General features: G+C 51.4%; 13 protein-coding genes. 6 read left to right on the top strand and 7 right to left on the bottom strand.

The window, feature by feature from the left end:
• Positions 1-10 precede the first annotated feature (10 nt).
• Together PTW35_RS15875 and PTW35_RS15870 are read right to left on the bottom strand one after the other, a co-directional pair.
• A complete protein-coding gene (locus PTW35_RS15875; RefSeq protein ID WP_281025813.1) occupies positions 11-655 on the bottom strand; it encodes a DUF2796 domain-containing protein in 645 nt (214 codons plus the stop codon).
• Between the two features lie 447 nt (positions 656-1,102).
• Positions 1,103-1,654, bottom strand: coding sequence for a YtfJ family protein (locus PTW35_RS15870; RefSeq protein WP_281027534.1), 552 nt, complete (start codon positions 1,652-1,654; stop codon positions 1,103-1,105).
• Positions 1,655-1,917: 263 nt separating this feature from the next.
• On the opposite strand from PTW35_RS15870, the gene PTW35_RS15865 reads away from it, so the two are divergent.
• Positions 1,918-2,127 (top strand): DUF1107 domain-containing protein, encoded by a 210-nt coding sequence (locus PTW35_RS15865; RefSeq protein ID WP_281025811.1) that lies wholly within the window; start codon positions 1,918-1,920, stop codon positions 2,125-2,127.
• Positions 2,128-2,133: 6 nt separating this feature from the next.
• On the opposite strand, the gene msrA is transcribed toward PTW35_RS15865, so the two are convergent.
• Positions 2,134-2,757 carry a peptide-methionine (S)-S-oxide reductase MsrA gene (msrA, locus tag PTW35_RS15860; protein WP_281025810.1) on the bottom strand — a complete coding sequence of 208 codons (624 nt, stop codon included), beginning with the start codon at positions 2,755-2,757 and terminating at the stop codon, positions 2,134-2,136.
• Positions 2,758-2,931: 174 nt separating this feature from the next.
• On the opposite strand from msrA, the gene PTW35_RS15855 reads away from it, so the two are divergent.
• The 3 genes from PTW35_RS15855 to PTW35_RS15845 are packed head-to-tail and all read left to right on the top strand — an operon-like array spanning position 2,932 to position 8,773.
• Positions 2,932-4,647, top strand: coding sequence for an autotransporter assembly complex family protein (locus PTW35_RS15855; protein ID WP_281025809.1), 1,716 nt, complete (start codon positions 2,932-2,934; stop codon positions 4,645-4,647).
• Entirely contained in the window at positions 4,644-8,396 is a 3,753-nt protein-coding gene (locus tag PTW35_RS15850) for a translocation/assembly module TamB domain-containing protein (RefSeq protein ID WP_281025808.1), read from the top strand. The genes PTW35_RS15855 and PTW35_RS15850 overlap by 4 nt, the downstream gene beginning before the upstream one ends.
• Positions 8,397-8,407: 11 nt before the next feature.
• On the top strand, positions 8,408-8,773 hold the full coding sequence (locus PTW35_RS15845) for a gamma-glutamylcyclotransferase family protein (RefSeq protein WP_281025807.1): 366 nt from the start codon (positions 8,408-8,410) through the stop codon (positions 8,771-8,773).
• Between the two features lie 7 nt (positions 8,774-8,780).
• Here PTW35_RS15845 and PTW35_RS15840 read toward each other — a convergent pair whose 3' ends face one another.
• From PTW35_RS15840 to fbp, 3 genes are all read right to left on the bottom strand, one after another.
• On the bottom strand, positions 8,781-9,152 hold the full coding sequence (locus PTW35_RS15840; RefSeq protein ID WP_281025806.1) for a rhodanese-like domain-containing protein: 372 nt from the start codon (positions 9,150-9,152) through the stop codon (positions 8,781-8,783).
• 56 nt (positions 9,153-9,208) lie between these two features.
• Entirely contained in the window at positions 9,209-9,739 is a 531-nt protein-coding gene (gene ppa, locus PTW35_RS15835; RefSeq protein ID WP_281025805.1) for an inorganic diphosphatase, read from the bottom strand.
• A 170-nt stretch (positions 9,740-9,909) separates the two neighbouring features.
• Positions 9,910-10,926, bottom strand: coding sequence for a class 1 fructose-bisphosphatase (gene fbp, locus PTW35_RS15830; protein ID WP_281025804.1), 1,017 nt, complete (start codon positions 10,924-10,926; stop codon positions 9,910-9,912).
• A gap of 208 nt (positions 10,927-11,134) precedes the next feature.
• Here fbp and mpl point away from each other — a divergent pair, with 208 nt between their 5' ends.
• Both mpl and PTW35_RS15820 read left to right on the top strand, forming a co-directional pair.
• Positions 11,135-12,496 (top strand): UDP-N-acetylmuramate:L-alanyl-gamma-D-glutamyl-meso-diaminopimelate ligase, encoded by a 1,362-nt coding sequence (mpl, locus tag PTW35_RS15825; protein ID WP_281025803.1) that lies wholly within the window; start codon positions 11,135-11,137, stop codon positions 12,494-12,496.
• Positions 12,489-13,112 carry a flavin prenyltransferase UbiX gene (locus PTW35_RS15820; protein ID WP_281025802.1) on the top strand — a complete coding sequence of 208 codons (624 nt, stop codon included), beginning with the start codon at positions 12,489-12,491 and terminating at the stop codon, positions 13,110-13,112. The genes mpl and PTW35_RS15820 overlap by 8 nt, the downstream gene beginning before the upstream one ends.
• Positions 13,113-13,171: 59 nt before the next feature.
• Here the strand turns inward: PTW35_RS15820 and PTW35_RS15815 are convergent, their stop codons facing one another.
• Positions 13,172-13,627 (bottom strand): universal stress protein, encoded by a 456-nt coding sequence (locus tag PTW35_RS15815; RefSeq protein ID WP_281025801.1) that lies wholly within the window; start codon positions 13,625-13,627, stop codon positions 13,172-13,174.
• Positions 13,628-13,680: the final 53 nt, after the last annotated feature.

The following is a 13,680-nucleotide window of genomic DNA, read 5'->3' as shown; positions in this document are numbered from 1 at the left end:
TACTTTGGAATTAGAAACGGAAAGTGGTGTTTGTGTTCAGCGATCCACCTTTTTGTCCTTTCTCTGTGATAGCGTTAACGGTAATGCGCTCTGTGGTTGGGAAATGTGTGAACCATTGGGTTTTGATATCAGTAAGCTGATTAATATCACCACACTTGTAGATATATTGTGCCGAGAACTCACCGTGGGCACTATGGTCATGCTGGTCATGCTGGTCATGCTGGTCATGCTGGTCATGCTGGTCATGCTGGTCATGCTGGTCATGATCGTGGCCGAGGTCATCATGATCGTGAGCATCACCACCTTCCTGGGAGGATAGCGTTTCTGTTACCTGGCTATCTACTAATTGGCATTGTGCACTTGCCGTTAGCATCCAAATCTCCCCAGGAGATTTTAGCTTCTCGATTGCGTTTTCAATCGCCGCTTTTTGCTCGTCAGTCTGCGGTGCGTGCTCAAAGCCGACAATATCGGCACCCGGCGCGTGAACTTCCATTAGTAAGTCTTGCCCATCCTGGGCGATGTTCACTTCAACGACGCCGTGGACGTGGGCGTCATGTTGGCGGAAGTGATCATCCGCAGCGGCCGAACCAGAGGCTGCGAGGCCAAGGGTGACGAACAAAGTGGCAATAGGTGAAAGAGATCGATTAAAACGCATGGTTACCCCCAAAAAAAATAGTTAATGATTTAAAAGTATCTGAATAAAACCATTTAATGTATTGGAGGTGAACGTGCTATGGGGGGAAGGTATCGCCGGAAGCCTTTTCCTGTCTTAGGAGCGGCCATTACTGATAAGTGCTTTATTGGGTACGCAATGAGAGTGGTTTGGTGATGGAAGCTGTCATGAACAATATGGCAGATCGAGCAGTCAATGGCGTGGTGGTGGTCAGTTGTTGCCTCAAGTTGGTGCAATACAGTGACTGGCCCGATGGCAATGATCAAGCTAATAAGTAAAAGGCTTAGTCTGGGTGTCCAACGCTGCGCAAGATTCACTTTGGTAAAATAAAAGCCATATCCAGAAGATGTAATAATATAACATTACTACTGTTGCTAGAATATGGCCTTCTTGGTCATTTTATTCTAATTTTCGCTTCGTTAAGCTGATTTAAAGGTTACTTTTCACCAGTTCAAGAGCTTGATTAATTTCTTGTTCTGTTAGCTTGCCCTCTTTGACAAAGAGTACCTGGCTCTCTTTATCAAGAACAATGATGGCGGAGTTTTCAGCAGCTAGCTGCCACGACTCATGAACACTGCCATTGGCATCAAGTACCATGGAAGACCAGGAAAACTCCTTCTTGCTGTCTTCGGCAGATGATTTTACGAAGCTCCCTGTGCCCCAGATCGCATCATCCTGGTTGATGATAGTGGTGGTTTGGTAGTGTTCATCAGGAAAGTCGGCGGCAGTAATCGCACTCATGAGATCCGCATTCATCGCTTTTGCTGAGCTGCGGCCGGCTATCGCTTGGATCACACGCACTTTGCCTGCAAGCTGATTACTGTGCCAGTCTTGATAGACAATTTTGTCATTCTGTAGGGTTATTTCCCCTTTATCTGCCACTGTTACACTCGGAAGAGCTTCACCAACAGCAAGGTTATGGGCAAGTACTGTCCCTGGCAACAGTATGGCTAGCAGGGCAAAAATAGGCTTCTTGTTCATCATTATTTCCATTATTTAATAGACGCGCCATTATCTTAGATTACTGATGGCTGGCTGGTTTAACCAGTTTCTAAAGCCTTGAACTTTATCACGAAAATATAAAACAAAGTGCATGGTTAAGTGGGCTGCTTGGAGTAATGAACAATAAGTTTGCTAATTACCGTTTAATTGGCAGATAACTTGCTTGATTTATCTTGTCTTAGAAAAAGGAAACATCCGAGCTTTTTCAGGGTCTATAGTAATAGTAATTTTGTGAGGGAACCATGTTAAGAGTATTCAAACAATATCGACCAAACCAAGTCGCTCGGTATGTGAAAAGTTATTTCAGAGGGCGATTATTTATAACCGGAGTTGGGGCTTTTGAATTTGATTGTGGGCGTTTGTTGCCTCCAAAGAAACAGGATACCAAGGCGCTGAATGTGCTTAGCGAAGTAAACAGAGAAATTCAGCTCCTCAGTGCAGAGGCTGTTTAGCCCGACTTATTGTGGAGGCATACAGACACCAGTGCCTCCCAGTCCGCAATAGCCGCCGGGGTTTTTAGCCAAGTATTGCTGGTGATAATCTTCTGCGAAGTAGAATGTCCCAGCCGGTAGGATTTCGGTGGTAATCGTGGCATCGGCAAGCGCTTGCTGGTACCGTTTTTTACTGTCCAGTGCTTCCTGGTGCTGCTTATCCGAATGGGTATAGATAGCCGAACGGTACTGGGTCCCAATATCATTGCCTTGGCGCATTCCTTGGGTGGGATCGTGCTTTTCCCAAAACAAGGTGAGTAGGGCCTCCAAACTAATTTGTTGTGGGTTGAAGATCACCCTGACTACTTCACTATGGCCGGTCCGTCCGGTGCATACCTCCTCATAGGTCGGATTGGGGGTGAGTCCCCCACTGTAACCAACCGCAGTGCTGTATACGCCGGCTTGTTGCCAAAAAAGCCTCTCTGCCCCCCAGAAACACCCCATGCCGATAGTGAGCACCTCCATACTTGGCGGAATATCATCATTTAACTGTGTTCCATTTACCGCATGGGGCAAAGAAGGGAGAATGGACGTTGCCCTGCCAATCAGGGCTTGGCTTTCATTGGGTAAGATTTTCTTTGCTGACGACATAGGTATTTCCTTATTTTGAAGTCACTGACTTTCTTCAAAGTAGAGGAAACCGGGAATACATTCAACTAAGGCTGAATTTCGAAGCAAAACATTGGCAGTTCAGGCTGTGCTTTGTCAAAATTAACCATGCAAAGACATAACAAAATAATGCGCTAACCAATGAAGTAAATAAGAATGAAGATACCTTTTTTGCGGTATGGCCTGGCAACACTTGCGCTCACCGTTGCTATACCGGCTTCAGCCGCAACCTCTCTGACGATTAAAGGTTTAAAAGGGAGCCTCAAGGATAATGTTGATGCCTATGTCTCAGCGATCCCGGAAGATGATTACAGTACCTCTCTGCGCTTTCGTGAGCAACTTGAGGGGGAAATTCGCGATGCACTCAAAGCATTGGGGCGATATAACCCAACCATCACTTACAGCGAAGCGGAAGACGGCAGTGAGCTTGTCGTTCAAGTCGACGCCGGCCCGAAGACTATCATTGCTCGAAGCAACATCATTTTGACGGGCATGGCGAGAAATGATCCTGATTTTCTTGCGTTGGTGCGTACCAGTGGGCTGGGATTAGGTGAGACGATCAACCATGGAAAATACGAGTCGCTGAAGTCTTCGCTGACTAGCCTGGCGCTGAGAAAAGGTTATTTTGATGGCGAGTTGAAAGTCAGTCGCCTGGAGGTTGCCCCAAGCCGTAACGAGGCGTTTATCACCATCGAGTATGCCTCTGGACAGCGCTATAACTTTGGTGAAACCGTTTTTGAAGGCAGCCAGATTGATCTCGACCGACTTGAGTCTTTAATGCCTTACGAGGAAGGGGACCCTTATCTTGCCTCGACCTTGGGTGAATTCAACCAGCGCCTGTCCAACGTCGGTTGGTTCTCTTCGATATTCGTCGGTGGTGAGATTGCCAATATCAAGGATGATGAAATCCCTGTTAGCGTAGTGGTTAAACCGCAAGTGAAGAACCAAATTGAAACGGGTATCGGCTATTCGACCGATGTTGGGCCCCGCCTGAAATTCAACTGGCGTAAACCGTGGCTTAACAGCAAGGGCCACAGCTTGAGCATTAAAACAGAGCTGTCAGAGATCCAGCCAAAGATCGAGGCAACCTACAAAATCCCGCTAGATGATGTGCTGAATGACTACTACCAAATTGTCGGGGGGATCCGCTATGTTGATAACCACGACACCATCAGTACTGAAACCAATTTGGCGGTAGAGCGCCACTGGCGCTTGGAATCGGGATGGAAACGGATCGCTTCAGTGCGTTTGCTCTATGAGGACTATACCCAGGGCAAAATAGAGAGTGGCAACTTGTTTATGGTGATCCCGGGGATAAGCTATGACAAAACCCGCCTCCGGGGGGGAGCGATGCCTACTTGGGGAGATAAGCAGCTGATATCTGTTGAGTATTCTGATCCAGCTTTAGGTTCTGACACCCGCCTGACGCGCCTGCGTGGTCGCTCGGCTTGGATTCGGAGTGCCGGGGAAAATCACCGGGGATTATTCCGCCTAGATGGCGGTGCGGTGATTGCTGATAGACTAGCAGATATTCCGCCGTCAATGCGCTTCTTTGTTGGCGGTGACAACAGCCTGCGAGGCTATGGGTATGAGTCAATTTCCCCTCGTAATGACCTTGGCTTGAGGGAAGGCGGTAAGTATATGCTTACTTCGTCACTGGAGTACCAGTACCGCGTCTATGGCGACTGGTGGGGAGCGGTGTTTTACGATTATGGCTCGGCCTGGAATGACAGCCCCGAATGGGTGGCCGGTACCGGGGTTGGCGTACGCTGGGCCTCGCCAGTAGGTCCTATCCGTGTTGATTTTGCTTGGGGACTGGACAAAGAAAAAGATAAGTTCCAGCTCCACTTTGTATTGGGGCCAGAAATATGATTTGGGTAAAGCGCTCTGCAATTGCCTTATTGGCACTATTGTTGGTATTGGTTATTGCCATTGCGGCATTGCTGTACACCCCTGCCGGGATCAAGGTTGCAGTTTGGGGGGCGCAGAGAGTGTTGCCGTCACTGAGCATCGGTGCCAGCCAGGGGAGCTTGCTCAATGGTTTTTCCCTGCAGCAGGTCGGTTATAACGATGACAGTATCAATCTGTCCGTCGCGCAACTGGCTCTGGATATCGAAGACAGCTGTTTGCTGACTCCGGCGGTGTGTATTTCTAACCTTGCGGTTTCCGGAGTGCGTTTCTCTATGTCGGAATTGCCGCCTTCGTCAGAAGAAACTGAGGAGGACGTAGCGTCTGAGCCGGTGACAGACATAAGCTTGCCAATTCCTATCTCCCTCTCTCGCTTGATACTTGATGATATTGAGCTGGATGTGCTGGGCAATAAAGTGGCTTGGAAGCACTTCTCAACGGCGGCAGAAATGCAGGGCGAGCGGATTGTTCTCAAGCCAACCGACTGGCAGAAGATAGATCTTACGCTGGCTCCGGCAAAGGCTGAGCCGGTTGCGGCGGCTGAACCAGAGAAAGTAGATTCAGGGCCGATCGTGTTGCCTGAGGTGATTATCCCGCTGTCGGTTGATATTGAACGTTTTACGGTAGAAGACTTTACCCTCCATGGTGACACGCCCCAAACCGTCAAAAAGCTCGACTTGGTGGCCTCAGCCAGAGGCAGTGAGGTTGTGGTTAATAAGCTGGAGGTGTCTGCCTCCCAGGCCGATCTTCAGGCCGAGGCCAATATCGCCTTGACGGGTGGTTATCCGCTGGCACTCAAGGCGGGTATTGCCATAAAAATGGCCCCGGTAGAGAACCATAACCTGATACTCAATGCCGAAGGCAGTGTTGCTGACCTGATCCTCGACGCGCGGCTTAAAGGGACGCTTGATGCCGGGCTGAAAGGTCGTCTGTCACCACTCGAGCCAGCGTTGCCGTTCGAGCTCTCCCTTAGCAGCCAACACCTACAGTGGCCGATAGACAGCGAGCCCGATTTCGAGGTCAAAGAGACCCAACTGACGGCAAAAGGGAGTCTTGAGGGGTACAGCTTCTCGCTGAACAGTCAGATTGATGGTAAGCCAATGCCGGCTGTCGGCGCTGAGCTGGTCGGCAAGGGCAGCCTTGAGGATATCGAACTGAACCGCCTGGCTATTGATACCCTGGGAGGTACGATTTCGGGCAGTGCCAGTGCAAGCTGGAAAGACTTGGTAAGCTGGCAAGGGGAGCTGGCTTTTAGCCATATTCAGCCGGGCTTGGAATGGCAGGATGTGCCGGGTGATTTAAGTGGCAAGCTGAAGACGTCGGGTGGCTTAACGCGTCAGGGAGGCTGGTATGTTGAATTGCCGGAATTGGTGGTTGATGGGGTCGTGATGGAGCAGCAGCTCGACCTTGCAGGGCAATTGTCGGCTAAAGATACCGCGGGCAAGGGAGAAGTACAGCTAGACACCCAAGGCCTGGCCCTCAAGCATGGCCCAAATGGTTTCTCGGCAAAAGGCCGGCTGACCAAGGCCTGGGATATGGCGGCGGAAATCAATGCGCCTGATTTGTCTCAGTCCGTTCCCGGTTTGCGTGGTAGCGTGCTGGGCAGTATTCAGTTAAAGGGGAAAATGGCCGAGCCGGACTTGGATGTCGATTTGGTAGGCGAAGCGTTGGGCTGGGAGGCGTTGGCCTCGCTGGATAGTCTGACGCTTAAAGGCAAGATTACCCCGATGCCTGCGTTGGATGCCGATCTCAGCCTGACAGCGGCTGGCGGTCGCTATGATGCGTTTACCTTAAAAGAGCTTTCACTGCTGTTTAAAGGCAGTGAAAAGCGGCATCAGCTAGCGCTTGATATGAATGCCGAACCGGTAAGTACCGTACTGCGTTTGCAAGGTGAGCTCAAGCGAGACTCCGGGTGGCGTGGTGTTCTTCAACAAGGGGAAATTGATACCGAGCTAGGGATATGGAAGCTTGACCGCTCTACAGCTATTGGATACCGCTTTGATAAGCAGTTGGCCAGTGTCGCGGCGCATTGCTGGGCACAGGACAAAGACAGGGCGGCTCTGTGCCTGACTCAGAACATGGAAGCTGGAGCAAGCGGTCGCGCCAATGTCGTCTTGAGCAACGTCGACTTCGAGATGCTTGCTCCTTACCTGCCAAATAATGTTGAGCTTAAAGGCAGTGCGGGGGCGCAGGCCGAAGTGGCATGGGCGCCGAAGTCTGCACCGTATGTCAAAGCCAGTGTCAATTTGCCTGCAGGCAGTGTCACCCAACAGCAAGATCCCGAGTTGGAACCTGTCACCGTTGCTTGGGATAAGGTGGCGGTTAACGCGGAAGTGAAGCAAGACACGCTCACTGCCGATTGGCTATTTGCGATTCGTGACAATGGTGACTTGAGTGGCCGTGCCAAGGTTGCTCCCCTGAGTGGAGAACAGCAGCTAGACGCTAATCTGAAATTGGACCGCTTTATGCTCGGCTTCTTGAAGCCATTATTGATGGATTACCATACCTTCGATGGGCAGGTTGATGCTGACCTTTCTGTAACAGGACCGGTGATGCACCCTGCAGTCAATGGCCTGTTTAAGATCAGCAATGTCAAGGCGTCGGGGCGGACTGTGCCGGTTGATGTCGACAGAGCCGATATTACGGCGACGTTCAGTGGCTATCAGGCTCGGCTCAATGGTGAGGTTGTGACACCTGACGGTAAATTGAATATCACAGGTGACGGTGACTGGCAGGATCTGGCGAATTGGCGTGGGCAGCTTGGGGTCAATGGCCGAGAGCTTGAAGTCACGGTACCGCCTTTATTGGCGGTGAAGGTGACGCCGGACCTGACCATCAAGGCCTCGCCGCAGCAAGCGGAAATTACCGGCAGCGTGGCTATTCCGTGGGGGCGGATCACGGTCGATCAGTTGCCGGAGTCTGCGGTCTCGGTATCGGATGACGAGATTTTGCTGGATGATGACTTGCAGCCAGTGGAGACGGATAAGCCGATCCCGTTTAATGTCAAAACCAATGTCCTGGTGAGAATTGGCAACGACGTCAAGTTGTCGGCTTTTGGGCTCAAGGCTGGGTTAGTCGGTGACTTGAATGTCCGTCAGGATGAAAAAGGTCCACTGATATACGGTGAAGTCAATCTGCGCAATGGTACCTACCGCTCTTTTGCCCAAGAATTGGTGATCCGCAAAGGACAGATCCTGTTTAACGGCCCGGCTGACCAACCTTATCTGTCGATTGAGGCGATTCGCAATCCCAACAACATAGAGGATGACGTGATTGCCGGGTTGAGGGTGACAGGACCAGCCGATGAGCCGAGGGTCGATATTTTTTCCGATCCGGCCATGCCACAGCAGAATGCCCTATCCTATATTTTACGGGGAAGGGATTTGGACAGTGAGTCGGGTGATACTGGTGATGCGATGGCAACGACATTGCTGACGATGGGCTTGGCACAGAGCGGCCAGCTGGTGGGGAATGTCGGTGAAGCATTCGGGGTCCAGGACTTGTCACTGGATACGGCCGGCGCGGGCGACGATACCCAGGTTACGATCAGCGGTTACATTGCCCCGGGCTTGCAGGTGAAATATGGAGTCGGGATATTTAACTCGATCCCCGAGTTCACCGTGCGTTATCGCTTGATGAAAGATCTCTATATCGAGGTCGTATCGGGTCTGGATAGTGCGGCAGACTTACTCTATCAGTTCGAGTTCAACTAAACGGAGGGTGCGTGAAGGTCTTTGTCTACGGGACGCTACGAGCGGGGGAGGCCAATGCCTACCTGCTCAAAGATGCGGTGAGGTTGGGTGATGAGTGCTTAGCCTCCGGGTACATACTGCATGACTTAGGGGCTTACCCCGCTGCCATTGCGTCCCTCGGTGGGACGCAACTTCTTGGCGAGGTTTATCAAATTAATGATGAGATCCTGCATTCTCTCGATTGGCTCGAGGAGTATCCGGTGGAATATGATCGGGTCGAGATCATGACCTCATACGGTGTGGCATGGATATACCTGTACAACCACTCTGTCGCAGGGTCACCGGTTATTGGCAACGGGGATTGGTGCCAGCGAAAAAGGCTGGCCAAGGCGAGTTAGCCATCGCTTAATGACTTGGCATTGCCTCGGCGAGCGCCTGATAGCTTTCACCATTGAAGATGTTGGAGTAGCCCAGTTTGTGCAGGGCAGCTTCGGCGATACCTGAACGGCGACCCGTTCGGCAGTAGATAAATAGGGACTGGCTTTTATCTGGGGCGAAAGTGGTTAGCAGTTCGATTTGATCGTAAGGGATATTGATGGCACCCGGTAGGTGACCGGCAATGAATTCTTGATGGCTGCGGACATCAATGATCATCGGTTTGCCTGAGTGGGTCCCATGGTAGGCATGCCAGAATTCTTCCGGTGTAACGACATCAGCAAATGACGTGTTGGCAACAGAGCCCAACAATAAGGTAGTGGCTATCAACAGCCTTTGCATAGGGGGTCCTCATTACTGTCCCGGGCATATTGCCCGGGAGGTTGTCGAATTTGCGGTTACTTTTCTTGGGCGCGCTTGAAGGATTCAAGGATCTCTTCTTTGGCGGCAGCAGCATCAGCCCAGCCTTCTACTTTTACCCACTTGCCGGGCTCAAGCTCTTTGTAGCGCTCAAAAAAGTGAGTGATTTGGGCCTTTAGCAGTTCCGGCAGGTCATTCACATCCTGAACATGATCATATTCTTTGGTGAGTTTGCTGTGAGGTACGGCAACGACCTTGGCATCTTCCCCGGACTCATCAGACATCTTCAGCACCCCGACTGGACGGCAGCGGATCACCGAGCCAGGTACCAAAGGATAAGGTGTCGGGACCAGCACATCAACCGGATCACCATCGAGTGATAGGGTATGGTTTACATAACCGTAGTTACAAGGATAAAACATCGGGGTAGACATGAACCGGTCTACGAAAACGGCGCCACTGTCTTTGTCGACTTCATACTTGATGGGATCGGCATTGGCAGGGATTTCAATGACAACATAGATATCTTCGGGTATGTCCTTTCCAGCTGGGACCTGATTAAGGCTCATTGTCTCTTCCTTTTGCTAGGTTAATCAATTGTTGGTGATGTTAAATTATAATACCAACAACCTTATTTTATTGTCTAATGGCAATAACTTGTCGGGAGTGATTCACAGTTTTTGGGGCGAGTGTCGGGGGCAGGGAAGAACAGGCTGAGCTGGTCAGCCTGTTGGTTGGTTTAGTCTAAGTCAGGGAATTCAGCCAAGAACTCCTCGACTTTGTTGACCATGTTGGTTGAGCCAACAAAGAAAGGCACGCGCTGGTGGAGCTCGGTCGGCTTGATATCCATGATGCGCTGTTCACCATCTGAAGCCTTACCGCCAGCCTGCTCGATCAGGAAGGCCATTGGGTTGCACTCGTACAGCAGGCGCAGCTTCCCGGTTGGGTGGGTTGCTGTGCTCGGGTACAGGTAAATACCGCCTTTCAAGAGGTTGCGGTGGAAGTCTGAGACCAGTGAACCGATGTAGCGTGAGGTATAAGGACGGTCGTCTTCCGGGACATTTTCCTGGCAGTACTTGATGTACTTTTTCACTCCCATCGGGAAGCGGAAGTAGTTCCCTTCGTTGATGGAGTAAATACGGCCATCTTCTGGTGTTTGCAAATTCTCGTGTGACAGGCAGAACAGGCCCAGGGAAGGATCGTAGGTAAAGCCGTGCACACCGTTGCCAGTGGTGTATACCAACATGGTGGATGAGCCATAGATGATATAACCTGCTGCAACTTGCTGGTTACCTGGTTGGAGGAAGTCTTCTTGGGTTGGTGGTGTACCTACCGGGGAAACCCTGCGATAAATCGAGAAGATAGTACCGACGGAAACGTTTACGTCAATATTCGAAGAACCATCTAGTGGATCCATCAAAACAACGTATTTAGCATTACGGTTCAGCTCTTTGTTGAACGTAATAGCTTCGTCCTCTTCCTCACTGGCTACACCGCAAACCTGGTCACGGGCTTCCAGAGCGGCCTTGAACTTATCGTTGGCATACACATCGAGCTTCTGTTGCTCTTCTCCCTGTACATTCTCGTCGCCGAACGAACCTGTGATATCAGCCAAGCCGGCTTTGTTGATTTCACGGTTGACGATTTTCGCCGCAAGTTTGATGGAGCTCAGCAGAGAGGATAGTTCACCGCTGGCGTGGGGGAAGTCGTTCTGTTTCTCGACAATGAACTCGCCAAGGGTTCTAATATCGGACATATACAATCCTTGCATCTTGTTGTCATTGGGGTAGTTAAGTCAGGTACAATGTCTCTAATGGACAATTTTTATACCCATAATGGCATGTCGCCGTTTTATAGTGTGTGCTCTGTTTTGTATAAAATATTGTATATAAAGATCTTTTTTATGGTAACGAAGTAACGCATTAGCGTGAAAATCGTGAAAATTACCGAGTGAGCCGAAAGTTATGCACATCCATATTCTAGGAATCTGTGGCACTTTTATGGGCGGTGCAGCAATCCTTGCCCGTCAGCTGGGTCACAAAGTGACCGGCTGTGATGCCAATGTTTACCCGCCGATGAGCACTCTGCTTGAGTCTCAAGGCATTGAAATCATTCAGGGTTACGACCCTTCACAGCTAAATCCTGCACCTGATCTCGTGGTGGTCGGCAACGCAATGAGCCGTGGTAATCCTTGTGTGGAGTATGTGCTGAACAACAATCTGCGCTATACCTCTGGCCCGCAGTGGCTGCAGGAGATTTTGCTGCATGACCGCTGGGTGTTGGCGGTGGCAGGTACCCACGGCAAGACCACGACAGCCAGTATGCTGGCCTGGATCCTGGAAGATTGCGGTTATCAGCCAGGTTTCTTGGTCGGTGGCGTGCTCGGAAACTTCGGTGTTTCCGCGCGTTTAGGCGAAAGTATGTTCTTTGTCGTCGAGGCGGACGAATACGATAGTGCTTTTTTCGATAAGCGTTCTAAGTTTGTTCATTATCGACCACGCACCTTGGTGATGAACAACCTGGAGTTCGATCACGCAGATATTTTCGATGACTTGAAGGCTATTCAGCGCCAGTTCCATCACCTGGTCAGAACGGTGCCAGGTAACGGCCGGATCCTGGCCCCTAAAGGTGTGACGGCGATTGACGAAACCCTGGAGATGGGCTGCTGGAGCGAGCTGGAGTATATCGGGGACGATGGCCACTGGCAGGCGATCAAGCAGGATACAGCCGGCAGCCGCTTCGATGTCTTGCTTGACGGCGACAAGGTAGGGACGGTGGACTGGGATCTGATTGGCGATCACAATGTCAACAATGCCCTGATGGCCATTGCGGCGGCCCGCCATGTAGGCGTTACGGCCGACTTGGCGTGCGAGGCATTGGGAACGTTTATTAATACCAAGCGCCGGCTGGAACTCAAAGGTGAGCAAGCCGGGGTCAAAGTCTATGACGATTTTGCCCATCACCCGACAGCGGTGGAGCTGACGCTCGGTGGCTTGCGGGCGAAAGTCGGAGATCAGCGTATTCTTGCCGTCCTTGAGCCTCGCTCGAACACCATGAAGCTTGGCGTTCATAAATTGGATTTGGCACCTGCACTGGCAGCGGCCGATGAGGTCTTCATCTACCAGCCAGATAATATTCCTTGGTCGGTGGATGAAATTGCCGAACATTGCCAGCAACCGGCGCAAACCGATGGTGATTTGGATGCCTTGGTGGGCAAGGTGGTGGCGAGTGCTCGCCCGGGCGATAACATCCTGGTGATGAGTAACGGCGGCTTTGGTGGCATTCACGGTAAGTTGCTCGCGGCGCTGGAGGCTACTGGTGAGTAGCCCTGATAAACGCATTACCTTGGCGTGGACGGGGGCCTCTGGTGCCCCTTATGGACTGCGCTTGTTGGAGTGCCTGCTGGCGGCGGATTATCACGTTTACCTGCTGATTTCTTCGGCGGCCAGGGTGGTGTTGGCGACCGAGCATGGTCTGAAACTCCCATCTGGGCCGGATGCGACCAAGGCCGCATTGGTGAAGCACTTGGGGTGTGATCCCGACGGGCTTGATGTCTGCGGCAAAGAAGACTGGTTCTCACCGGTCGCTTCAGGCTCTGCCGCGCCCAAGCAGATGGTGGTTTGTCCGTGCTCGGCGGGTACGCTGGCCTCGGTGGCCCATGGCCTGTCGGATAATTTGCTGGAGCGGGCGGCGGATGTCGTACTCAAGGAGCGTGGCCAACTGCTGATGGTGGTGCGGGAAACCCCGTTTTCGACACTTCACCTGGAGAATATGCTGAAGCTGTCGCAAATGGGGGCCACGATTATGCCGGCAGCACCAGGATTTTATCATCAGCCAGAGAGTATCGAAGACTTGGTGGACTTTATGGTCGCTCGCATCTTGGATCACCTGGGGGTTGAACAGGGGCTGGTGCCTCGCTGGGGCTACGACCAGAGAAAGTAATCTCTTGCTCAAAAAAAGCCCTTCATTTTGCGGGCTTTTTGATTTTTGCTATTTTTCCCTTAAGCACTCTCTGACAGGTGCCCCTGCGGTTTGAGGACCAAGACATTGATCGGGGAGTTCTCCACCACCTTGGCGGCCACCGATCCCAGCATGACTCTGTCGATGCCAGATCGCTTGTGGCTGGGCATGATGATCAAATCAGCCCCTACTCGCTCGGCATGATCTAAGATAGTCGTCCAGGTTTTACCTTCCGAGACATATTGGTGGTGGACGATTTCCGGTGGGATATATTCTTCAGCAAAGGCTTTAAGCTGTTGCTGGGTATCCTGCATCATTTTGCGCGCCGCGTCTTTGGGGAAGTAGCTAGACACCATGGCCATGTGGATACCGGGTAGGACATTGAGCAGGTGGATGGTGGCGTTGGAATGCTTGGCATGCCATACCGCCAGCTCAACGGCTTTGTCTGCGAACCCTTTTTCATTGAGATCGACCGGAACTAAGATTTGCTTGTACATACTTCTCTCTTTGTTCACGCAGGGAATGGCTCCCTATAGTGTATACCAAATAG

The organism is Photobacterium sp. DA100, assembly GCF_029223585.1.
GTDB lineage: Bacteria > Pseudomonadota > Gammaproteobacteria > Enterobacterales > Vibrionaceae > Photobacterium.
Note: the sequence above shows the minus strand (reverse complement) of the source record. Positions and strands in the feature narration are given on the sequence as shown.

What these genes read in the sequence shown, in the direction of transcription:
- PTW35_RS15855 (WP_281025809.1), top strand. Translation starts at nt 2,932, where the DNA reads ATGAAGATACCTTTTTTGCGGTATGGCCTGGCAACACTTGCGCTCACC.
- msrA (WP_281025810.1), bottom strand. Translation starts at nt 2,757, where the DNA reads ATGTCGTCAGCAAAGAAAATCTTACCCAATGAAAGCCAAGCCCTGATT.
- PTW35_RS15870 (WP_281027534.1), bottom strand. Translation starts at nt 1,654, where the DNA reads ATGAACAAGAAGCCTATTTTTGCCCTGCTAGCCATACTGTTGCCAGGG.
- ppa (WP_281025805.1), bottom strand. Translation starts at nt 9,739, where the DNA reads ATGAGCCTTAATCAGGTCCCAGCTGGAAAGGACATACCCGAAGATATC.
- fbp (WP_281025804.1), bottom strand. Translation starts at nt 10,926, where the DNA reads ATGTCCGATATTAGAACCCTTGGCGAGTTCATTGTCGAGAAACAGAAC.
- PTW35_RS15865 (WP_281025811.1), top strand. Translation starts at nt 1,918, where the DNA reads ATGTTAAGAGTATTCAAACAATATCGACCAAACCAAGTCGCTCGGTAT.
- PTW35_RS15875 (WP_281025813.1), bottom strand. Translation starts at nt 655, where the DNA reads ATGCGTTTTAATCGATCTCTTTCACCTATTGCCACTTTGTTCGTCACC.
- PTW35_RS15840 (WP_281025806.1), bottom strand. Translation starts at nt 9,152, where the DNA reads ATGCAAAGGCTGTTGATAGCCACTACCTTATTGTTGGGCTCTGTTGCC.
- PTW35_RS15850 (WP_281025808.1), top strand. Translation starts at nt 4,644, where the DNA reads ATGATTTGGGTAAAGCGCTCTGCAATTGCCTTATTGGCACTATTGTTG.
- PTW35_RS15815 (WP_281025801.1), bottom strand. Translation starts at nt 13,627, where the DNA reads ATGTACAAGCAAATCTTAGTTCCGGTCGATCTCAATGAAAAAGGGTTC.
- mpl (WP_281025803.1), top strand. Translation starts at nt 11,135, where the DNA reads ATGCACATCCATATTCTAGGAATCTGTGGCACTTTTATGGGCGGTGCA.